Here is a 20,029-nt window from a genome sequence, read left to right as displayed (position 1 = left end):
GTGGGATACAAAATTATATGGGTGGCAGTAGTCTAAGGCAGGTATGAACGACACGCAGGAACCGTGCAGGAGCCGACGGTGGTCACGCAGAGCGGCCCTCGCGGCGGGCGGGGCACTCGTCACGACGGGGCTCGCCGGCTGTCTCGGTGGGAGCGCGACCGCGGGTTCTGGCGGCAGCACCGCTTCCGGTGGCTCCGGTGACTCCGCGGGCGGCCCGGTAGTCGTCGCGTCCTTCTTCAGCTTCTACGACTTCGCGCAGAAGGTCGCGGCCGACACGCCCGTCCGGGTCCGCAACCTCGTCCCGACCGGGCTCCACGGTCACGGCTGGGAGCCGAACGCCAGCATCACGCGAGACATCATCGAGGCGGACGCGTTCGTCCACGTCGGCGAGGACTTCCAGCCGTGGGCCGACCGTGCCATCCAGACGCTGAAGGACGACGGTATCGACACCCAGCTCATCAACGTCCGCGAGGGCGTCGAACTCGTCGACCTCGCGGCCAGTCTCGACCCCGACGAGGAGGGCGTCGGGGCAGGGAGAGGGCAGGACCCCCACTTCTGGCTCGACCCGCAGCGGTCGAAACAGGCGGTCGACAACATCACCGAGGGGTTCGTCGACCTCGCCCCCGAGTACGAGGCCACGTTCCGCGAGAACGCCACGGCGTACAAGACGGACGTCCTCGACCGCATCGATAGTGACTATCGGGACATCTTCGACCGCGCGGACCGGAAGGTCGTCCAGTTGGCGGCACACAACGCGTTCCAGTACATCGGCGTCCGCTACGGCGTCGAGATGCGTCCGCTCGTGGTGAACCTCGCCGCCAGCGGCGACGTCACGCCCTCGGACATCACCGAGGCAAAGCGCGTCATCGACGAGAACGACATCAGGTACATCGGTGCGGGCGTCTTCGAGACCCGGAAGCCGGCGAAGCAACTCCTGTCGGAGACCGCCGTGGAGGCGTACTTCCCGGTGACCCCCTACGCGGGCGTCCGCGAGGACTGGGTCGAACGCGGCTGGGGGTACGAGGAGATCGCGTACAACATCAACATGCCGACGTTCGAGGTCGTCCTCGGGAACAAGTCCCCCGAGGAGGTCGGGCCCGACGGCTGGCACAGCGAGTGGAGGAACTTCGAGTGAGCACCGGACCCATCGTCGAACTCGCCGACGTCAGCTTCGGCTACACCGCGACGCCCGTCGTCCGGGACGTCTCACTCAGTGTCGAGTCCGGCGAGTATCTGGCTATCGTAGGCCCGAACGGCTCGGGGAAGTCGACGCTGATGAAACTGCTGCTCGGCCTCCTCACCCCCGACGAGGGGACGGCGCGACTGTTCGGCGAGCCGTCGCACCGGTTCGACGACGGCGCGCGCATCGGCTACGTCGCCCAGCACGCCAGCGCCTCGAAGGAGATGCCGATCACCGTCCGCGAGGTGGTGAAGATGGGCCGGTTCCCCCACGTCGGCTTCGGCCGCCTCTCGGCCGAGGACGTCGCCATCGTCGACCGCGCGCTCGAGACGGTCGGCATGAGCGCCTTCGCGAACCGTCGGGTGACGCAGCTGTCGGGCGGGCAGCGTCAGCGGGCGTTCATCGCCCGCGCGCTCGCGGGTGAAGCCGACCTGCTCGTCCTCGACGAGCCGACGGTGGGGGTGGACGTCGAGTCCGTCGAGGCGTTCTACGAGTTGCTGGCGGCGCTCAACGCGGAGGGAATCACCATCCTCCTCATCGAGCACGACCTCGGGGCCGTGACCGCCCACGCCGACCGAGTCGTCTGTCTCAACCGTGAGATACTCTTCGACGGCCCGACCGAGGCGTTCGTCGAGAGTGACGCACTCGCCCGGGCCTTCGGGACGGCAGCCGCGGTCGCGGCGGGTGGGCGATGACCGCGACTGTCGCCGTGCCGCTCCAAGGCGGGAGCGTCATCGACCCGGTCCTCGCCCCGGTGTACTGGCTCCTGTCGCTCTGGTCGGAGCTACTGTTCTTTCTCGCCGGCGCGACCGGGCTGGAACTGCTCCAGTACCAGTTCATGCACCGGGCCGTCCTCGTCGGGCTCTGTATCGGAGTGATGGCGCCGCTGATCGGGACCTTCCTGGTCCACCGACAGCTCGCGCTCATCGGCGACGCGCTGGCACACACCGCCTTCGCAGGCGTCGCCGTCGGCCTGTTCCTCAACGCCGTCCTCGACCTCGGCGTCTCTCCCTACCTGTCTGCGGTCGTCGTGGCGATGCTCGCCGCCCTTCTCATCGAGGTCATCTCGGAGGTGACCGACGCGTACAACGACGTCTCGATGGCCATCGTCCTCTCGACGGGGTTCGCGCTCGGGACGGTCCTCATCAGCATCAACGCGGGCGGGCTGGCCGTCGGCATCAACCAGTACCTCTTCGGTAACCTCTCGACGGTGTCGGCGGAGAACGCCGCCATCTTGCTGGTGCTGTTCACCGTCATCGTCGCGACGGTCGGCCTGACGCGAAACCAGCTGCTGTACGTCACGTTCGACGAGACCGCGGCCGCGGTGTCGGGGCTCTCCGTGACCTGGTACAACCGGGTCATGGTGATGCTGACCGCCCTGGTCGTAGTCGGCGCGATGCAGATCATGGGCGTCATCCTCGTCGCCGCGATGCTCGTGATTCCGGTCGCCGGCGCGGCACAGGTGTCGCGGAGCTTCTCCGAGTCGATTCTCGTGAGCGTGGTGCTCGCGGAGCTGGCCGTCCTCCTCGGCATCGGCGTCTCCTACTACGCGGAGGCGACCGCCGGGGGCGTCATCGTCCTCATCGCGGTCGGCATCTACATCGTCACCGTCGTCGCCGGGAAGCTCAAAGCCGCCACGGCCGAAGACGCGGCACCCGAACTCGGGAGCATCGACACGGGCGAGGGCGCGCGGTCGGACTGACCGCCGGACGGTTCGACGCGCTCGACGACGGCTCCTGTCTGCCACCGTTCGCCCCGTCACGGTGGTTTGCTATCGCTGTATTCGGTTTATCACTGCGGTGAGCGTCCCGACGCTCACTGGTCACGTACCGTCCGAGTGCCCGACGCCTCGCCCGGTCAGCGACGTCCCGCGTCCCAGAGCCGGAACGGGACGACGAGACCGCTCACGAGCACGAGCATCAGTTCCCAGCCGGCCTGGAACACGGGGGCGACCCGCTCGACGTTCTCGGGTTCGCTCCCCGGGTTCGGGTCCACGGGAGTACTGTAGTGGAGCGTCCGCGTCGTGGGCCTGGGTTCCGCCTGCGCCGGCGGCTGAACCTCGACGAACGTCTGGACGAGGCCGCGCTGGTCCGAGAGAAGAAGCTTGCCGTCGACGGTGTAGAAGGCGTCCACGGCGGGGTAGAAGGCGTTCACCCCGTTGGTGAAGAGGTCGGGGAGGATGCCGCCGAACACCATCGCGGCGAGCGACACCCAGGCGAGCCGCACCCCTCGCGTCCCGTATCTCGTCCGGAGGAGCGAGTTCGCCCGCAGCGTGTCGGCGAGGAGGAGTCCACAGACGACCGCGGGAAAGAGGAAGCTGTGAAACAGCGAACGGTGCGCCCCGGGGAGGACCAGTCCGGCCAGCGCGTCGACGTCGGGGAACGCCGTCACCGCGACGACGACGACGACCGCGCGGACGTCGAACTCACTGGTGAGCAAGGCGGCGCCGACGAGCCCGCCGAGTGCCACGTGGACGAGTGTCGAGGGCATACCGGGAGTGAGAGAGGCGACGGCTTGAGCGTTCGGGCGCGGAATCGACGTTCGTCGAAGGGAGGTTTCGGTACGGTTTTGTGCGCAGTCGGCCGACGAACGGACGTGAACGCAGTCGCCCACGACCTCGACGGCGGTGAGGGCCCGTGACGGACGGCCCGCGTGCGGACCTCGCCCGACGGATCGCCGGCGAGGTCACGCTCAGCGACGACCCCGGGGCCACCCTCCGCAAGTGGCGAACCGACTTCGACGTCTCCCAGACGGCGCTCGCCGACCAGCTCGACGTCTCCTCGTCGGTCGTGTCGGACTACGAGTCCGGCCGGCGAGAGAGTCCGGGAATCGGCGTCGTCAGCCGGATGGTGAACGCCCTCCTCGACATCGACGAGGCCCGTGGCGGCTCCCGAATCCGACAGTACGCCCGCGTCGTCGGCGCGGGGTTCGAGAGCGACATCGTCCAGGACCTCAGAGAGTATCCCACGGCCATCCGTCTCTCGCGGGTGTACGACGCGATGGGCGCGACCGAGGTGGTCCGCGGCGAGACCGACCGGGTGAGCGGACACACCGTCATCGACAGCATCGAAGCCATCACCCGCCTCTCCTCGGAGGAGTTCTACCGACTGTACGGTGAGTCCACCAACCGGGTCCTCGTCTTCACGAACGTCACCCGCGGGGAGTCGCCGCTGGTCGCCCTCCGTGTCGTGAACCCGACGCCGAACGCCGTGGTGTTGCACGGACTGGGCGAGGAGAGCCTGTGGGAACACGCGGCGACGTTGGCGACCATCGACGGTTTCTCACTCGCCGTCTCCACGCGTGACATCGACGAGATGCTGGCCGAACTGCGGGCGCTGGGCTGACCTAACCCCTGTGGGCCGCTTCAGACCGTGAAGATTCCCCGCAGACAGAGCGCGGGACGGCGGAGGCGGCGACACGGACTTCGACGCACAGCACGCCGTACGGGTGAACGTCCCGCCCGGATTCTTATGTATCCTCGCCGTCAGTATCGACCGTGAGCAGAGCCTGGGAAGCCGAGACGGTGTTCGACCTGCTCGGAAACGAACTCGTCCGGGAGCTCCTGGCGCTGACGAGCGTCGAACGCCTCTCGGCGGACGAGCTCGCCGAGCGGTGTTCGGCCTCCCGGCCGACGGTCTACCGCCGGCTCGACTCGCTCGAAGCGTACGACCTCGTGGCGGTCCACACGGAGTACGACGAGGAGGGGAACCACTACCAGAGCTACGAGTGTCGGCTCGAAGCGGCCCACATCGACGTCGAAGAGGGCGGGTTCACCGTCGACATCACGCTCCGGCGTGACCCGGTGGACGACGTGGACGTTCCGGAGGGCTGAATCGTCGGCCGGGTGAAGTGGGGGGCGCGTCGGCGCTGGGGAAAGACAGGGGAGCGGGGAACGAACGTCTTGCCGACGCGCCCCCAGTCACCCCCGACCGCCGCGACGATACGGAGGGCGCCGTCTGCCCGACGGATGTCGTCAGCCGGACGCGAGCCGAACCTGACTCTCCTCGTCGAGGTAGACGTAGCCGACGGCGAGCGCGGCGAACCCGAGGAAGATGGGAATGTACCCCTTCGGCGAGGTCTGTGGCTGGAGGAACGCCGCCCAGCCGACGACGAGGAGCGAGAAGCCCGCGACGCTCCACGCCTGCCAGTGACGGGCCCAGTCGGCGACCCGCTCGTGGATCGACCCCGACGAGTCACCCACTCCTCGGTCCTCGGTGGGTGGTTCGTGCTCCGATTCGCCTGCGCCGGTCGACGCGTCCGAACCAGTTGGAACGGACATCGTCCATCGACACGTTGGGGGCGACGGCGACTAAAACCACTGCAGCGCTTCGTCGTTTGAAGACGCACGCGCGGTGTCGTCCTGGCCTCACGCGCCACAGAGGTGACGTTCCTCGTACACACCGAGTGCGAAGCCGTCGTCGAGGGCGGCGGTGGTCGCCGCCGAGAGAGTCGCGTCCGTCCCGTCGTAGTTCGGCGAGAGCCACCCGGACTCGGTGTGTGGCCGTCCCTCGACACGGCCGGCGGTGTTGTGGAGGAGTTCGTGGGTGAGGAACGCGACCCGGTTCGACCGGCCCTCGCGGACAGCGGTGTCGGTCCCGTCGACGACCGAGACGTACCCCCCGAGCGCGCCGCGGCCCTTCAGCCGTGGGTGGGTGAGGTCGACGAACGTCGTCTGATAGTAGACGCACGTCGCGCGCTTGAGGTGCTCGCGGTCGTACCGCTCGCGGACCAGTTCGGCGTCGGGTTCGTACGTTCGTATCTCTCGGTCGAGTCGGCGCTCGTCGACGACGTGGAGGGTGATACCGGTCGACCCGTCGGGGTTCGAGACGGGCATCCGCGCCCAGATGGTCCGAAGCGTCGTCCGTTCGGACTCGCTCAGCGCCTCGATGCCGCTCCCGTACAACACCTGCACGTAGAGGTCTTTCCGGTCGGGGTCCGCATCCGGCAGTGGCACGCCGTCGGGCGTCCGGCCGGCCCGCTCCCACCCGTCGAGGAGGCGGTCACCGTCCCTGTCGGGGGTAGGGCGCGCCATCGTGGTCGCTTCGGTGAACTCGACGGTGTCGCCGTCCATCTCGGCGATGGTGCCGGTCCCGGCGGCGACGCCTCCCAGCGCGCCCTTGGCGTCGACGAGTGTCACCAGCGTTGGCGCGGTCGCGACGAGCAACAGCACGGCGAAGAGCGTCATCACCTTCCCGAACGTGCTCTTCGGGGTGACCCGCTCCCAGGTCCGTCGGACGACCCGGACGACCCGGACGCCCCCGGGAACGACGACCCGGACGATAAGGACCACGGCGACGGTTGCGAGGACGAGCATGCCGAGGAGGATGGCCACTGTGACCTCCGGCGCGGGCATCGCCGCCGGCCACCACGTCGGCTCCGAGACGAGAGGCTGGCTCTCACTCGTGAGTTTCAGCGGGGCCGACACGACGCTCCCGGTGAGAGGCTGCACTGCTGGTGCTCTCCCGTGACCGCCCAAAAATCCATTCCTCGGACTATCGAATATGAGAACGAGTATATGAACCGCACATAAATCCTATTTGAATGGATTGGTGTTCTCCCCTTTCTCCGAGTTACTCGACGTACTCGTACTTTCGCTCGTTCATGCGGCCCCAGCCGGCGAAGACGAACTCGCCGACGGGCGGAGTGAACTCCTCGACTTCGATATCCTTGTCGTGGTTGTGGACGTCGTGGATTTGTTCGTACTCCTCGAACGAGAGGTCGTACCGGCGGGCCATCTGCTCGTCGATGGTGAGCGCCTCGACCTCCTCCTTCCAGCCTTCCTGGACGGTTTCGGCGTGGATCTCGGCCTGCGCACCCGAGCCGTACGACCCGACGAGGAGCTTCTCGCCCGTCAGTCCGCGACCGGTCTCGGCGGCCGTCTTCAGCGCCGAGGTCCGCGCGAGGTGGACCGAGCCGGTGTACCAGTTGCCGAGTTGGCCCGACAGCGTGAGCGTCGGCTCGATGGTCCGGGCGTACCAGTCGCGGTACTGTTCGGTGCTCTTGAGACCGTCCATGTAGCCCCGGATGGCCTCCTCGTAGTCGTCCCACGAGTCGAAGTCCTCCTCGCGGGGCTGGCGGCCGAGTTCCCCGGCGAGTTCGTCTTCGATCTCGGTCCCGCGCGTCATGTGGCGGTATCCGAGAAGCGCAGCCTTCCGGACCATCCCGGGGAACGGCGTGTGGAAGGGGATGTAGGCGAAGTCCTCGGTGTAGGTGCGTCCGGCCACCGACTCGTAATCCTCGAGCGCCTCGCGCATGCGCGCGAGATACACTTTCATCGAGCGCTTGCCGTCGACCGAGGGGAACTGCTGGTTCGGCTTGAGGAAGTCCGTCTCGTCCGCGCTCCCGTAGCCCTGTTCGGTCGACAGTTCGACGACGCTCGGGTCCTCGGAGATGAGCATCGCCACCGCGCCGGCACCCTGGGTCGCCTCACCGGGGTCGCCGCGGGCGTACAGGGCGGTGTCGGTCGCGATGACGAGCGCCGCCCGACCGCGGTTGCGACCGGCCTTGATCCAGTTGTAGGCGTCGTCGATGCTCTGGGTGCCAGCCACGCAGGCGAACTTCCGCTCGCCCTTGTTGGCGTGGTGGAAGTCGCCCTCGAACACCTGTTCGAGACAGCCCGCGATGTACGTCGACACGGGTTTGGAGTTGTCGAACGCCGACTCGGTGGCGACGTCGATGCGGCCGATGTCCTGCGGGACGAGTCCCTTCCGCTCCATCAGCCGTTTCGCGGCGTTGGCACCCATCGTCACGATGTCCTCGTAGACGTCGGGCATCGAGGAGTTCTGCAGGCCGAGGCCCTTCGTGTACTTCTCGGGGTCGTCCCCTTTCACCGGGGCGAACGTGTTCGGCAGGTCGAGTCGGAGTTTGCCAGTCCAGATTTCGATGGCGTCTATCCCCACGGGTGTCATGGCTGCGTGTTACTGCGGAGAGGCATATGGGTTTGTCGATGCCGATTACGTCGTGTGTCGAAATCAGCTCACTCGACCTTGTTCTTGTACCTCTTCGACTGGGGTTCGTACGCGCTGTCGGGGCGGACGTCGAGTCGCTTGTCTCCGTCGAGTTTGAATCCGTCGAGCAGGACGGTCCCGCCGCCGGTAACGTCGGCGATCGCGTCTTGCCACCGTGACGCCGTGGTGAGTTCTGCGTTCCGGATGTCGACGTCCGCGGCGTCCGCCGTGAGCGTGATTCCCCGGTTCGTGCTCTCGAGCGTCGCCCCGCTCACGTCGACAGACGACCCACTCACCGAAAGGGTGTTGGACGATCGGAAGACCGTGTCTCCGTCGGCGTCGACGACACCGGTCGCGTCTATCGTCACGTCCCTGTTGTCCGACGTCACTGTCGCCCCGCTCAACCGTACAGTGGTTCCGGTGACTCGGACCGTGCTGGTCCCCGAGTGGATGGTCGCCCCGTCGGCGTTGACGTCATCGTCACCGGCGACCGTTATCGCGTTGTTGCCCGCTGTCACGGTCGCTCCCGAGAGGTCGACGGTACCTCCGGTGACGGAGACGGCACTCGTGGCGGACGCGATGCTCGCGCCGCTCGCGTCTACGTCCCCGCTCGCGTCGATGGTGACGGGCCCGTTCCGGGCGTCGACTGTCCCAGCGCTGAGGGACACGGTGCTCCCCGTGAGCGACACCTCGCTCGTGTCGGACCGGAACGTCACACCGTCCGCGAGGACGTCGCCGGCGGAGGCGAGCAACACCTGACCGTTCCGCCCGTACAGCGAGTCGCCCGAGCCGAGGTAGGTCGTTCCGCTCCGAGAGACGACCTCGACCGAACCCGTCGTCGACGTCAGACTCACGTCCAAGTCAACGCTGTCGGCCACCAACCGGACCTTCCCGTTCCGGGCCCGGAGCTCGCCCCCACTGACGCTATCTGGCACGACGAGCGTCGGCTCTCGGGAGTCCGACGGGGCGGTGTAGACGACGTCGCCGTTGTCGTTGTCGGCGAGGTCGACTCGCGCGTCTTCCGTCCCGCTGTCGTACCTGCGGTCGCCGTCGTAGTCGAGGTAGGCGAATCCGGGGTCACGAACCCCGCTGTCGTCCCCACCGTCGCCGACAGTCGGCGTCGCCGTCGATGCGGGCGTCGTTGTCGACACGGGCGTCGCCGTTGAAGCGGGCGTCGCTGGCGGCGTCCCATCGCGCACCGTCACAGGGCTGTTGAACACGACGGACTCGGTGGCGTTCTCGACGACGACGACGTGCAGTCGACTCCCGACGGGCGCGACGGTGACCGACGTCTCCCACTCCGTCCCCTCCTCGAAGTGGTCCGGTAACGGGTACGACTCGTCCCGGTCTCGGAGGAGCACCATCCCGTCGTCGACCGGTTCACCCCCCATATGTTTCACCGTTACCGTCACCTCGCCGGTCGCGTCAGTGGTGTCGTTGGTCGCCACCACGCGGAGGTCCGCGCTCGCGTTGTCGCCCGGGTCGAGGGTACCGAGGTAGAACGCGCCGAACGTCCCGACGCCGAGGATGACGATGGCGGTCAGGAGTACCACGCCGACCCCCTCGATTTGCCCTCTGCGGCCTCCGGTATCGCTCATCACCTCCGGTACGCGGAACTCGTACTTATGTTCCGGCTCTCTGTTATCACGACTGGTACGGAACGCTCGCATCACAGACCAATCCACGGACAACCCCCGATCAGTGGCCCATCTGGTCCATACCTCCGGTGACGCAGCCGACCTCCGTCTCCTCTCGCGATTGATATCGGCGGCGGCACATCTATATGGGGCGTCTCTCTTGTTCAACCGATGCTCGGCGACGACCGTGGACAGTCGATACAGATCGGCGCGATTCTGTTGTTCGGAATCCTCGTCCTCGGCCTCGCGGTCGCCCAGACGGTCGTGGTGCCCGCGGAGAACGAGGGCGTGGAGTTCAACGGCTACGTCGAGACCACGGAGGACCTCGTCACCCTCCAGAACGACGTGCTCGCCGCCGGCACACGGGGCGACGAACAGGCCGAGGCGGTCAAGACGGGCGTCCGCTACCCATCTCGGGCCGTTCTCGTCAATCCCGGCCCACCGGTGGGCAGACTCGAGACGACACCGCCACAGAACGTCACTGTCTCCGGCGCGGAGGTCGTCTCCGGCGCGCCGACCAACGCGCGTGGGTTCTGGAGTGCGACCGGTCACAACTACAGCACGCGCGGCGTCCGCTTTTCGCCCGCGTACAACAACGTCGACGTCCCACCCATCGAGGTGACGGGAACCGGGACGTATCGGCTCACCGACAACGGCCCCCTGGCGCTCTCCAGCGGGACGTTCATCTCCGGGACCCGCCTCACCATCGTGACCGTCGAGGGGGACCTCAGCACCTCGTCGCTGTCGACCTCCGTCGCGGCCACACCGGTGAGCGTCGCCACGCGGTCGGTGACGCTCCGCGAACGGGCCGGTGCGGCGTTGACCGTCACTGTCCCGGTGCCCGGAAACGGTACCGAAGCGGCTGCCGTGGCGTGGAATCGGTCGAGCGCCGCGGCGTCGCTCCGGGAGACCCCCGCCGTCGAGGCGACGGCCGTCAACGGCTCGCGCGTCGACGTCACGCTCGACGGGTCGAACACGTTCGAACTCCGGCTCGCGCGAGTCGCCGTCCACGACGCCGGCGACTCCGGCGTCGACACCGACACCGAGCCGCAGTATCTCGTCCCGCTGAACGCGAACGGGACCGAGGTGCCGACGGTCGGGGCGAGAGAACTCTCCGTCGAGGTGCGTGACCGGTACAACAACCCCGTCGGCGGGGCCGACGTCGCGTTCACCGCCACCGGTGGGAGTGTCGACAGCGCGACGGTGACGACGGCTGCCGACGGCACCGCGACAGTCGCGTTCGACATCGCGGACGCCACCGACACCGCCACGGTCACCGCCGCAATCGACGGCGCGGGCGTCAGTCCGTACAACTCGACGACCGTTCGCCTCGTCCGGCAGGGGTCGGGCGGTGACGGCGGCGGAATCAATCCCGCGGGCGGGAACGACCTCGCGCTACAGTCGGCCGAACTGGCCGACGCGGCCGGGAGTCCGATCAACAACAACAAGAAGGCCGACACGGTTCGCGTCGAGTTCGAGAACTTCGACACGAGCGCGTCGAAGAACCTCACCAAGGTCAAGCTCAGCTTCTACAGCGTCGACGCACAGAGCGGCAGCAGAGACGCCGCCCCCGAAAGCGCCACGTTCGATCCGGTCGGCTCGGGTCCCGCGTTGACGCTCAACACCGGGAGCGACTTCGAGAACTCCAGCGTCGTGTTCGGTCCGGGACAGACCCGAGCCGTCGTCATGACGTTCTACGAGAACCAGAACGGTGGCGGCTCGGCGTTCGAGCCACAGCGAGGGGACTTCTACGTTCTCAGCGTCTTCATCGACCTCGACGGGGACGGGGCGGGCGACACGACGGCGACCTACTTCATCGCACCGCGGTGAGCCTACTCGTCGTCTTCTTCCTCGATGACTTCGGGGTCAGCGAGCGCCGACTGCAGTGAGTCCAGTCCGGAGACCCAGTCGGAGACGAGGCCGTACTCGATGTCCTCTAACACGGAGACGTCGAGTTCCTCGTCGTCCTCGATGACGAGCGTACCCGCCTGGACGACGTGAGCGAAGGCGGTGTCGAGGTCCTCGTCCGCCTCGGCGGCGACGGCCGCTTCGATGTGCTCGGGGATGGCCCCCTCGGGAGCGGGGCCGCCGGCGACGTACTCCTCACCCGCGGCGAAGACGCAGCGAAGGCTCATCTGGACGCCGTCGACGAGCATGAGCTTCTCCTCGCTCTCGAAGTCGACCTCCGAGAGGACAATTTCGCCGATGTCGCGGAGCTCTTCGAGGGCCGTCTCCTGGTCGATGGTCTCGTCCTTGTACGCGGAGAGGACCTTCGCGACGGCGATGGCCGCGTCGTCCTGCATGTTGAACAGGAGCCGTGCGGACTCCTCGCTTTCGGGGTCTAGGTCCTCCTCGGCGACCCGTGATAGCCAGTTCTGCCACCGTTCGTCGGTGTAGTAGGTCTCCTCAACCTCGGTCATACCAGACAGTCTCTGCCTGTAGTCAAAGGCCTTTCCTCTCCCCGGTTCGGTGCGACACGCTCTCATTCGTCCCGCCCGACGAGCGGTGAGGCGAGGGTTCAAATCCGATACCGTGGCCATCCTGCCGTGGCGTGGAAAACAGCGCCGGCGGGCGGGCCGCGACGTGACGACACGTCGCCCGTCGGAGCGGTCTCGCGTGTCGTCCGTTCGCCCCCTGTCATCAGTCCGAAAGCGTCGCCTCGGTGTCGATGCCGTACACCCGTCGTGGCGTCTCCACGTGCGCGCGTCGAACGGCGTCGTCGTAGCCTTCGTCGAGGAGCGTCCGCACCCGGCGCGGGACCGTCTTCGGGCCCAGGACGGCCCCCGGGCGGTCGGGGTCGTCGATGAAGTCGGTCTCCATGAGGAACCGCCCTCCCGACTCGGCCGCCTCCCGGAGCCAATCGGGTTCGCTCATGACGCTCGGCGTGACACCCACCAACCGGGGCCCGGCGTAGTGTTTGACCACCTGTCCCGGCGGCAGGCCGCACTCGTCGGCCCACGTCGCCACGTCGGTCAGGTCCTCGGTCGATTCGGTGTGAAGCTGGACCGCACAATCGCAGTCGGCACCGAGCGAGAGCGCGTGGCGGAGCACGTCGTTCGACGCCTCCCACACCGGGTCGGAGACGTCGTAGTGGGGACGTCCCGACTTCACCGCCAGTGCCCGTCCCGTTCGCACGTACTCCGCCGCGACGTCGAGCCCGTCGCACATCAGGTCGCGCGCCTCGGCCGGCTCGAACCCCCGCTCGTCGACCAGCCGAGAGACGAGCCCAGGGTGCACGCCGAGGACGGGCCAGGCTCGCCCCGGGAGTACCTCGGTCGCCCGCTCGACGACCGCCAACGTCGTCTCGAACACGGCGCGGAAATCCTCACCGACCTCGGCCTCCACGCCGAGGTGCCAGGAGGGCTTGTTGACGACGAGGAGGTGCGTCCCGCCGACGCGGGCGAAGTCTTCGACGGCGTCGATTCCCTGTCCGTGTTCGGGGTCCAGATGGAGGTGGTTGTCCAACACCGGCGTGTCGAGGTCCATACCGGGTGTTCGACGGCCGGGTCAAAAGGCACGTTCTTCCGCGTCGACCGCGGCGTCGGGCTGGTTCAGACGCCCGGGATGCCGAACGCCGACAGCGAGCCGACGCCGAGGAACGAGAGGACGGCGAGGGTGACGAGCGACGCGGCCCACGCGACGAGGGCGATACCCGCAGCCTCGACCCACCCGCCGGGATAGCGCCAGTTCACGACGGCGACGTAGGCGACGAGCGTGAACACGACGCCGAGCAGCGGAATCCATCCGAGGAAGAGTCCGACGACGGCCCAGACGACCGCGCCGATGAGCGCCGTGACGACGGCGTGTCCGTAGTCGGCCTCGTCGACGACGAAGCGTGCGCCGACGTAGATGCCGAATCCCCCGACGAGCAGGCTCACCACGAAACCGATGACCGAGTCGACGAGTCCCATACACGACTCAGCGACGCGGAACCGAATAACCGTTCTCCCCGACTGGGGAGCGTCGGGTCACTCGTCGAGGGTCACGCTCTCGGTCGCAGCGTTCGGGAGTGCGTCGGACCGTCCGTGCGTCCCCGGGGCAATCGCGACGGTCCGGAGGCCGTACTCGTTCGCCACCTCGAGCGCCGGTTTGAAATCCGTATCACGGGAGACGATGGCGACGACGTCCACCCGCGACTCGACGACCTGTCGTGTGAGGTCGACGGCCAGTTTGACGTCGACGTCCCCGCTCGTGACGACGACGTTGAACCCGCGTGCTTCGGCCGCCTGAATCAGCCCCGGCGTCGCGTGTTCGTCGACGTACAGCCGAGTCGTGGTGAGTCGACCGTGTTCGCGTGCGGCCGCTCGGACGTCGTCGAGGTCGACGTCGAACTCGTCGCGGAGGACGTTCGGCCCGTCGACGAACAGCGCGACTCGCGGCTCGGCAGAGGAGTCCTCGGCGAACAGCCGCTGGAGGAGGTTCATGCGCTCGATACCCCGGTCGTGAACAAAGGCGTGCTGATTCCAGCGTCTCGACGCGGTGTGCGCCTCCGAAGTCGACCGAGTGTCGACCCCCTCTTACTGTGAGAGCCTCCGACACTAGTATTCCTAATACACTTTGCAGTGATTTGGACACATATATCTTTAGCTTTATGTTGTTCGAGCGAAGATAAGTTGATATGAGTACGATGGAGGCGGACGAAAGTCCCCAATCGTTTATTGTGATAGACCAGATGAACGACCACGGTGCGGTCACCGTCCAGTCGACGGACGGCCACGCGACGTACCACGTCGTCGACTACGCCGACACCGAGGCGCGTGAACGGCTCGCCTCGCTCACTGAAGGTGCACAGGTACGGATGTCCGTCTCGCGTGCCGGCGTCAGAGCGAACGTCTGGACGGCAAGGAACGTCGTCGCCGGCTCCGCCGAGCCCACCGCGATCCGCGCCTGAACGACCTCGCCTCCCCCCGCGTTCACGAACGGTCGCCGCCCCTCCCATCGTATCCTCCGTCCCGTCGCAGACGCTGAGAGACAGTCGTATCCGACCTGCTCGGTCCACCCCCTCGTCGGACCCACGCGGCGAAACCGGACTTCAGACGCGACGCATGACGCCCGCCATATCCGCGAACGTTGCCGTTCGCCGACTCTCCGCCCACGTCTCCGCCTCCACCGCGCTTTCAGAAATAGTTACTATATCCATAGTAAGTTTTTACCCCGGGTGCTGATATAAATCTATCTCCTCGCACACGAGCGGACGCACGACCCTTCGCTCCGTGGTTCGAAGCGGGACGTTCGAGGCCCGTTGGACCGCCACCCGCCCGTCGTTCCCCGGCGACGCCGACGCGGTCACGTCGGTGACTCACCGCGATACCAAAGCATTACTTGACTGCCGACTATGCGCGAGTATGGCCCTTCGGAAGCCGCCGCTACGGGAGGTTCACGCCGAGCGGGACGCGACGTTCACCGAGTTCGGCGGGTGGGACATGCCCGTGGAGTTCGACTCCATTCGAGCCGAGCACACCGCCGTTCGCGAACGGGCCGGCATCTTCGACGTCTCGCACATGAGCGAGCTCGAGGTCACCGGCCCGGACGCGACGACGCTGATGCAGCGACTCACGTCGAACGACGTGACCGCCCTCGAACCCGGTGACTCGCAGTACTCGACGATCACGACCGCCGAAGGGACCATCATCGACGACACCGTCGTCTACCGGCTTCCCGAGGACGAAGGGGGGAACGCCGCGTACCTCTTCATCCCGAACGCCGGCCACGACGCGCAGATGTCCGACCGCTGGGTCGACCACCGCGACGAGTGGAGCCTCGACGCCGAGGTGACGAACGTGACCGACGAGTGGGCCATGTTCGCGGTCCAGGGCCCCGACGCGCCCGACCTCGTCACCGAAGTGCTCGGTTCCGCACCCGGGCTGGCCAGGTTCGAAGCCCGCGAGGCCGACCTCGCAGGCGTCTCGTGTCTGCTCGCACGCACAGGCTACACCGGTGAGGCCGGCTTCGAGGTGCTCTGTCCCTGGGACGAGGCCGAGTCGGTGTGGGACGCCTTCGTCGACGACGACGCCTGCCCGCCCTGCGGGCTCGGCGCGCGCGACACGCTCCGTATCGAGATGGGGTTTCTGCTCTCCGGGCAGGACTTCCACCCTGATGACGAGCCACGCAATCCGTACGAGGCCGGCATCGGCTTCACGGTCAAACTCGACACCGAGTTCGTGGGTCGCGACGCGCTCGAGCGCGTCGACCGGGAGGGCGTCGACGAGCGGTTCGTCGGTATCGAGCTCGTCGACCGCGGCATCGCTCGGCACGGCTACGACCTCACGAACGAGGACGGCGACACCGTCGGCCACGTCACCAGCGGGACGATGAGCCCGACGCTCTCGAAGGCCATCGCCCTCGGCTACGTCCCCGTCGACCACGCCGAGCCCGGCCAGCGGGTCGACGTCGTCGTCCGCGGAGACAGAAAGCGGGCACGGGTCGTCTCGCTGCCCTTCATCGACCGCTAAGACAATCATGTTCGAAGTTCCCGACGACAAACGGTATCTAGAATCGCACGAGTGGATTACGACAGACGCCCCGGTGAGAGTCGGCATCACGGAGTTCGCACAGGACGAACTCGGCGACGTGGTGTTCGTCGAGCTCCCCGAAGCGGGCGACGCGGTGACCGCCGGCGAGTCGTTCGGCGTCATCGAATCCATCAAAGCCGTCTCCGACCTCTACGCCCCCGTCTCGGGCGAGGTCGTCTCGGTCAACGAGGAGCTGTTCGACCGGCCGGAGCTCGTCAACGAGGACCCCTTCGGTGACGGCTGGATGCTCGAACTCGACGTCGACGACGAAACGGTGTTCGACGACCTCCTCTCTCCCGAAGAGTACCGCGAGCAGATCGAATGAGCCGAAGCCCGTACGCACCACACACGACCGCCGAGACCGAGGCCATGCTGGACGTCGTCGGCGTCGCGAGCGAGGACGAACTGTTCGACATCCCCGACGACGTCGCGTTCGAGGGTGACTTCGGTATCAGTTCGAAATCCGAAGCAGAGGTCCGAGCGGAAATCGACGCCACGCTGTCGCGCAACGACGACCTCGTCGAGTTCCTCGGGCGAGGCCACTACGACCACTACGTGCCCTCGCTCGTCTCGGACCTCTCGCGACGCTCGGAGTTTCTCACCTCGTACACGCAGTACCAGCCCGAGATCACCCAGGGCTTCCTGCAGGTACTGTTCGAGTACCAGTCGTTCATCGTCGAGTTGACGGGGCTCCCCATCGCGAACTGCTCGATGTACGACGCCGCGACAGCACTCGCGGAGGCCGCCAGACTCGCCGGCCGCGTCCGGCAGACGAGCGGGTCTACCGTCCTCGTCCCCGACCACCTCCACGAAGGGAAGGCTGGCGTCCTCGACAACTACGTCGAGGGTGCCGGGCTCCGGGTGGAAACGTACCCGATGGACGACGGGGCGGCCGACGTCGACGCCCTCGCGAGCCTCGTCGACGACGACACCGTCATGGTGTACGCGGAGTCACCGACGCTCCACGGCGTCGTCGAGCCGTCGCTCGGCACCATCGGTGACCTCGCCGACGACAACGACGCGCTGTTCTGTCTCGGCTCCGACCTGCTCGCGCTGGCGCTCCTCGAAGAACCCGCGTCGGTCGGTGCCGACGTCGTCGTCGGGGCGGCCGACGTCCTCGGGATGCCGACGAGTTACGGCATGGGACTCGGCCTCTTCGCCACCCGAGACGACTTCCTCAGACAGGTGCCCGGGCGACTGGTCGGCGCGAGCGAGGACGCCGCCGACAACCGCGCCTTCACCCTCACGCTCCAGACGCGCGAACAGCACATCCGCAAGGAGCGCGCCACGTCGAACATCTGCACGAACCAGGCCTGGGTCGCGCTCAGGACGGCGATGCACGTCGCCTCCCTCGGGGCCGAGGGGATGGTCGACCTCGCCGAGCAGTGCGTGACGAACGCCCGCGGCCTCGCCGCGAAACTCGACGAGGTCGTCGGCGTCCAGGCACCCGTCTACGACCGACACCACTTCCGCGAGTTCGTCGCCCACACCGACCAGCCCGCCGAGGCGGTCGCTTCGACACTCGAAGCCAAGGGGTTCGCGGTCCACGTCGTCGGCGAACACCAGGTTCAGGTCTGTATCACGGAGACGAACGACGTGCACGCGGACGCCCTCGTCGCGGCGTTCGAGGAGGCCGCCTGAGATGAGCGACGTTCGGACGCGTCCGACCGCGTTCTCGTTCACGCTCGAGACGGGAGGACTCGCATGAACTACGACCAGGCGCGCTTCAGTCGGGACGGTGTGTACGAGCCCTTGCTGTCGGAGAAAGACGAGACCGAGACTGCGGTGGAGTCGTCGCTGCCGGACGACCTCACCCGCGATTCGGTGTCGCTTCCCTCTCTCTCCGAACCCGAACTGGCCCGCCACTACACCCGACTGTCGCAGATGAACTACGGCGTCGAGACCGGCCCCTATCCGCTCGGGTCGTGCACGATGAAGTACAACCCCTCGTTCACCGAGGACGTCGCGGCGCTGCCCGCCGGGGCGGTCCACCCGGACCGCTCGGGTGAATCGGTGCAGGGGACCCTCGCCGTCCTCCACGGGCTGCAGGAGTATCTGGCTGACATCGGCGGGATGGACGCCGTGACGCTCCAGCCGCCCGCCGGGGCCGCCGGCGAGTTCACGGGCATCCTCGTCGCGAAGGCGTACCACGAGGCGAACGACGACGACCGCTCGGAAGTCATCATCCCTGCCTCGGCCCACGGGACGAACTTCGCGTCGGCCGCGATGGCCGGCTACGAGGTGGTCGAACTCCCCTCGGGTGAAGACGGCCGTGTCGACCTCGACGCCCTGGAGGCGGCCGTGAGCGAGGAGACCGCGGCGCTCATGCTGACGAACCCCAACACGCTGGGGCTGTTCGAACGTGACATCGTCGACATCGCCGAGCTGGTCCACGACGCCGGCGGCCTGCTCTACTACGACGGCGCTAACCTCAACGCCCTGCTCGGGCGGGCCCGCCCCGGCGACATGGGCTTCGACATCATGCACTACAACGTCCACAAGACGTTCGCGACCCCACACGGCGGGGGCGGCCCCGGTGCCGGGCCGGTGGGCGTGGTCGCCGACCTCGCCGAGTTCCTCCCGAAGCCCCGCGTTCGAAGGTCCGACGGCGGCTTCGAGCTGTACGACCCCGAACGCTCCATCGGCAAGGTCCACGGGACGATGGGCAACTGGCTCGTCCTCGTCAAGGCGTACGCGTACATCTCGCGACTCGGCGATGGTGGGCTCAGAGACGCCTCCGCGAAGGCGGTACTGAACGCCAACTACCTCGCCTCGCAACTGGCGTACGACATCCCCTACGGCCCGTTCCACCACGAGTTCGCGGCGACCGCCGGAGACCGCGACGCCGCCGAGGTGGCCAAACGGATGCTCGACTACGGGGTCCACCCGCCGACGACGAAGTGGCCCGAACTCGTCTCCGAGGCGATGCTCACCGAACCCACGGAGGTGGAGAACCGGTCGTCGCTGGACGACCTCGCCGCGGCGTTCAACGCGGCCATCGAAGAGGACGACGAGACGCTCGCGAACGCGCCGACGCGGACGAGCGCGCGGCGTATCGACCAGGTCGGTGCCGCGCGGAACCCACGGCTGTCGTGGCACGCGCTCGAAGAAGACGAGAACTGAGCCGCGCGAACCGCTCGCGCGGCAGGCGCGTCTCACGAACGGTCCGAGCTCTACTCTCCTGTACGACTCGGGAGGCGGGCTCTCGGTCGGTCAGACGCGTCGGTCTCAGGCTTCGGCGGAGGTGTCGATGTCGCCGATGCGGACGAGGCCGTACTCGCACTCCGAGCAGCGCCACTTGACCTTCTCGCCGAGGTGCACCAGGGTACTCGCCGACCGCCAGAAGGTGCGCTCCTCACCGCAGTCCGGACAGTGGTGTTCCATCTCCAGGCTCATACGTCGAGATATCGGCGGCCGTAATTTAACATGTTGGTTCCGATTACCGGGCGTGAGACGCCGCCGTACGCGCCGGCGAGGCTAACATACTTGCCCACCCCGCCGCTACGGGCTCGTATGACGCTCACCCTGTACGCACTCGACGGCTGTCCGTTCTGCGAGACGGTCCACGACGCGCTCACCGAGGCAGGCATCGACTACGAGACCGAGTGGGTCGAGGCGATGCACTCCGAGCGCAACGAGGTAAAGCGCGTGAGCGGACAGCGCGGCGTCCCCGTCCTCGTCGACGACGACCACGGCGTGACGATGGCCGAGAGCGAGAAGATACTCCAGTACGTCGACCGGACGCTCGCCTGA

At 67.3% G+C, this 20,029-nt stretch carries 22 protein-coding genes; 12 read left to right on the top strand and 10 right to left on the bottom strand.

Features of this window, described 5'->3' with window-relative positions; genetic code table 11:
* The first annotated feature begins 43 nt into the window (after positions 1-43).
* The 3 genes from E6N53_RS10630 to E6N53_RS10620 are packed head-to-tail and all read left to right on the top strand — an operon-like array spanning position 44 to position 2,882.
* Positions 44-1,135 (top strand): metal ABC transporter substrate-binding protein, encoded by a 1,092-nt coding sequence (locus tag E6N53_RS10630; protein ID WP_136601713.1) that lies wholly within the window; start codon positions 44-46, stop codon positions 1,133-1,135.
* A complete protein-coding gene (locus E6N53_RS10625) occupies positions 1,105-1,875 on the top strand; it encodes a metal ABC transporter ATP-binding protein (RefSeq protein ID WP_142859114.1) in 771 nt (256 codons plus the stop codon). Before E6N53_RS10630 ends, E6N53_RS10625 begins: the two co-directional genes overlap by 31 nt.
* Complete coding sequence (locus tag E6N53_RS10620; RefSeq protein ID WP_136590321.1) at positions 1,872-2,882, top strand: metal ABC transporter permease; 1,011 nt, start codon at positions 1,872-1,874, stop codon at positions 2,880-2,882. Before E6N53_RS10625 ends, E6N53_RS10620 begins: the two co-directional genes overlap by 4 nt.
* A gap of 155 nt (positions 2,883-3,037) precedes the next feature.
* Here the strand turns inward: E6N53_RS10620 and E6N53_RS10615 are convergent, their stop codons facing one another.
* Entirely contained in the window at positions 3,038-3,670 is a 633-nt protein-coding gene (locus E6N53_RS10615; protein WP_142859112.1) for a metal-dependent hydrolase, read from the bottom strand.
* A gap of 146 nt (positions 3,671-3,816) precedes the next feature.
* Between E6N53_RS10615 and E6N53_RS10610 the strand changes: the two genes are divergently transcribed.
* Entirely contained in the window at positions 3,817-4,524 is a 708-nt protein-coding gene (locus E6N53_RS10610; RefSeq protein WP_142859110.1) for a helix-turn-helix domain-containing protein, read from the top strand.
* 152 nt (positions 4,525-4,676) lie between these two features.
* A complete protein-coding gene (locus tag E6N53_RS10605) occupies positions 4,677-5,012 on the top strand; it encodes an ArsR/SmtB family transcription factor (protein ID WP_142859108.1) in 336 nt (111 codons plus the stop codon).
* A gap of 141 nt (positions 5,013-5,153) precedes the next feature.
* Here the strand turns inward: E6N53_RS10605 and E6N53_RS10600 are convergent, their stop codons facing one another.
* The 4 genes from E6N53_RS10600 to E6N53_RS10585 all read right to left on the bottom strand — a co-directional run bounded on the left by E6N53_RS10600 (position 5,154) and on the right by E6N53_RS10585 (position 9,725).
* On the bottom strand, positions 5,154-5,459 hold the full coding sequence (locus E6N53_RS10600; protein ID WP_142859105.1) for a hypothetical protein: 306 nt from the start codon (positions 5,457-5,459) through the stop codon (positions 5,154-5,156).
* 87 nt (positions 5,460-5,546) lie between these two features.
* Positions 5,547-6,629 (bottom strand): hypothetical protein, encoded by a 1,083-nt coding sequence (locus E6N53_RS10595; protein ID WP_142859103.1) that lies wholly within the window; start codon positions 6,627-6,629, stop codon positions 5,547-5,549.
* Positions 6,630-6,750: 121 nt separating this feature from the next.
* Entirely contained in the window at positions 6,751-8,088 is a 1,338-nt protein-coding gene (gene hmgB / locus E6N53_RS10590; protein WP_142859100.1) for a hydroxymethylglutaryl-CoA synthase, read from the bottom strand.
* Positions 8,089-8,156: 68 nt separating this feature from the next.
* Positions 8,157-9,725, bottom strand: coding sequence for a type IV pilin N-terminal domain-containing protein (locus E6N53_RS10585; protein WP_161596543.1), 1,569 nt, complete (start codon positions 9,723-9,725; stop codon positions 8,157-8,159).
* A gap of 210 nt (positions 9,726-9,935) precedes the next feature.
* On the opposite strand from E6N53_RS10585, the gene E6N53_RS10580 reads away from it, so the two are divergent.
* Entirely contained in the window at positions 9,936-11,594 is a 1,659-nt protein-coding gene (locus tag E6N53_RS10580) for an Ig-like domain-containing protein (RefSeq protein WP_142859097.1), read from the top strand.
* A gap of 2 nt (positions 11,595-11,596) precedes the next feature.
* On the opposite strand, the gene E6N53_RS10575 is transcribed toward E6N53_RS10580, so the two are convergent.
* From E6N53_RS10575 to E6N53_RS10560, 4 genes are all read right to left on the bottom strand, one after another.
* A complete protein-coding gene (locus E6N53_RS10575) occupies positions 11,597-12,184 on the bottom strand; it encodes a DUF2150 family protein (protein WP_136590312.1) in 588 nt (195 codons plus the stop codon).
* Positions 12,185-12,404: 220 nt separating this feature from the next.
* The gene (locus E6N53_RS10570) at positions 12,405-13,250 is read right to left on the bottom strand and encodes a TatD family hydrolase (protein WP_142859096.1); all 846 of its coding nucleotides are present in this window, start codon (positions 13,248-13,250) and stop codon (positions 12,405-12,407) included.
* A 65-nt stretch (positions 13,251-13,315) separates the two neighbouring features.
* Entirely contained in the window at positions 13,316-13,675 is a 360-nt protein-coding gene (locus E6N53_RS10565; protein WP_136590310.1) for a hypothetical protein, read from the bottom strand.
* A 57-nt stretch (positions 13,676-13,732) separates the two neighbouring features.
* A complete protein-coding gene (locus E6N53_RS10560) occupies positions 13,733-14,188 on the bottom strand; it encodes an NYN domain-containing protein (protein ID WP_136590309.1) in 456 nt (151 codons plus the stop codon).
* 194 nt (positions 14,189-14,382) lie between these two features.
* Here E6N53_RS10560 and E6N53_RS10555 point away from each other — a divergent pair, with 194 nt between their 5' ends.
* The 5 genes from E6N53_RS10555 (at position 14,383) to gcvPB (ending at position 19,399) form a co-directional block, all read left to right on the top strand.
* On the top strand, positions 14,383-14,655 hold the full coding sequence (locus E6N53_RS10555) for a DUF7999 family protein (protein ID WP_236639645.1): 273 nt from the start codon (positions 14,383-14,385) through the stop codon (positions 14,653-14,655).
* A 454-nt stretch (positions 14,656-15,109) separates the two neighbouring features.
* Positions 15,110-16,216, top strand: a complete 1,107-nt coding sequence (gene gcvT, locus E6N53_RS10550; protein ID WP_142859094.1) for a glycine cleavage system aminomethyltransferase GcvT — start codon at positions 15,110-15,112, stop codon at positions 16,214-16,216.
* 7 nt (positions 16,217-16,223) lie between these two features.
* On the top strand, positions 16,224-16,601 hold the full coding sequence (gcvH, locus tag E6N53_RS10545) for a glycine cleavage system protein GcvH (RefSeq protein WP_136590307.1): 378 nt from the start codon (positions 16,224-16,226) through the stop codon (positions 16,599-16,601).
* Positions 16,598-17,917 carry an aminomethyl-transferring glycine dehydrogenase subunit GcvPA gene (gcvPA, locus tag E6N53_RS10540; RefSeq protein ID WP_142859091.1) on the top strand — a complete coding sequence of 440 codons (1,320 nt, stop codon included), beginning with the start codon at positions 16,598-16,600 and terminating at the stop codon, positions 17,915-17,917. The genes gcvH and gcvPA overlap by 4 nt, the downstream gene beginning before the upstream one ends.
* A gap of 63 nt (positions 17,918-17,980) precedes the next feature.
* On the top strand, positions 17,981-19,399 hold the full coding sequence (gene gcvPB, locus E6N53_RS10535) for an aminomethyl-transferring glycine dehydrogenase subunit GcvPB (protein WP_136590305.1): 1,419 nt from the start codon (positions 17,981-17,983) through the stop codon (positions 19,397-19,399).
* Between the two features lie 105 nt (positions 19,400-19,504).
* On the opposite strand, the gene E6N53_RS21030 is transcribed toward gcvPB, so the two are convergent.
* Complete coding sequence (locus E6N53_RS21030; RefSeq protein ID WP_201740173.1) at positions 19,505-19,672, bottom strand: DUF7838 family putative zinc beta-ribbon protein; 168 nt, start codon at positions 19,670-19,672, stop codon at positions 19,505-19,507.
* Positions 19,673-19,789: 117 nt separating this feature from the next.
* Here E6N53_RS21030 and E6N53_RS10530 point away from each other — a divergent pair, with 117 nt between their 5' ends.
* Entirely contained in the window at positions 19,790-20,029 is a 240-nt protein-coding gene (locus E6N53_RS10530) for a glutaredoxin family protein (RefSeq protein ID WP_142859089.1), read from the top strand.

Origin of the sequence: Salinigranum halophilum (genome assembly GCF_007004735.1) — an archaeon.
In the GTDB taxonomy this organism is placed as follows: Archaea; Halobacteriota; Halobacteria; order Halobacteriales; family Haloferacaceae; genus Salinigranum; species Salinigranum halophilum.
This window is presented reverse-complemented; position numbering and strand designations above follow the sequence as displayed.

Excerpts from the sequence above, each read along its gene's own strand:
- E6N53_RS10630 (WP_136601713.1), top strand. The coding sequence starts at position 44 with ATGAACGACACGCAGGAACCGTGCAGGAGCCGACGGTGGTCACGCAGA.
- E6N53_RS10620 (WP_136590321.1), top strand. The coding sequence starts at position 1,872 with ATGACCGCGACTGTCGCCGTGCCGCTCCAAGGCGGGAGCGTCATCGAC.
- E6N53_RS10615 (WP_142859112.1), bottom strand. The coding sequence starts at position 3,670 with ATGCCCTCGACACTCGTCCACGTGGCACTCGGCGGGCTCGTCGGCGCC.
- E6N53_RS10600 (WP_142859105.1), bottom strand. The coding sequence starts at position 5,459 with ATGTCCGTTCCAACTGGTTCGGACGCGTCGACCGGCGCAGGCGAATCG.
- hmgB (WP_142859100.1), bottom strand. The coding sequence starts at position 8,088 with ATGACACCCGTGGGGATAGACGCCATCGAAATCTGGACTGGCAAACTC.
- E6N53_RS10585 (WP_161596543.1), bottom strand. The coding sequence starts at position 9,725 with ATGAGCGATACCGGAGGCCGCAGAGGGCAAATCGAGGGGGTCGGCGTG.
- E6N53_RS10580 (WP_142859097.1), top strand. The coding sequence starts at position 9,936 with ATGCTCGGCGACGACCGTGGACAGTCGATACAGATCGGCGCGATTCTG.
- E6N53_RS10575 (WP_136590312.1), bottom strand. The coding sequence starts at position 12,184 with ATGACCGAGGTTGAGGAGACCTACTACACCGACGAACGGTGGCAGAAC.
- E6N53_RS10570 (WP_142859096.1), bottom strand. The coding sequence starts at position 13,250 with ATGGACCTCGACACGCCGGTGTTGGACAACCACCTCCATCTGGACCCC.
- E6N53_RS10565 (WP_136590310.1), bottom strand. The coding sequence starts at position 13,675 with ATGGGACTCGTCGACTCGGTCATCGGTTTCGTGGTGAGCCTGCTCGTC.
- E6N53_RS10560 (WP_136590309.1), bottom strand. The coding sequence starts at position 14,188 with ATGAACCTCCTCCAGCGGCTGTTCGCCGAGGACTCCTCTGCCGAGCCG.
- E6N53_RS10555 (WP_236639645.1), top strand. The coding sequence starts at position 14,383 with ATGAGTACGATGGAGGCGGACGAAAGTCCCCAATCGTTTATTGTGATA.
- gcvT (WP_142859094.1), top strand. The coding sequence starts at position 15,110 with ATGGCCCTTCGGAAGCCGCCGCTACGGGAGGTTCACGCCGAGCGGGAC.
- gcvH (WP_136590307.1), top strand. The coding sequence starts at position 16,224 with ATGTTCGAAGTTCCCGACGACAAACGGTATCTAGAATCGCACGAGTGG.
- gcvPA (WP_142859091.1), top strand. The coding sequence starts at position 16,598 with ATGAGCCGAAGCCCGTACGCACCACACACGACCGCCGAGACCGAGGCC.
- gcvPB (WP_136590305.1), top strand. The coding sequence starts at position 17,981 with ATGAACTACGACCAGGCGCGCTTCAGTCGGGACGGTGTGTACGAGCCC.
- E6N53_RS21030 (WP_201740173.1), bottom strand. The coding sequence starts at position 19,672 with ATGAGCCTGGAGATGGAACACCACTGTCCGGACTGCGGTGAGGAGCGC.
- E6N53_RS10530 (WP_142859089.1), top strand. The coding sequence starts at position 19,790 with ATGACGCTCACCCTGTACGCACTCGACGGCTGTCCGTTCTGCGAGACG.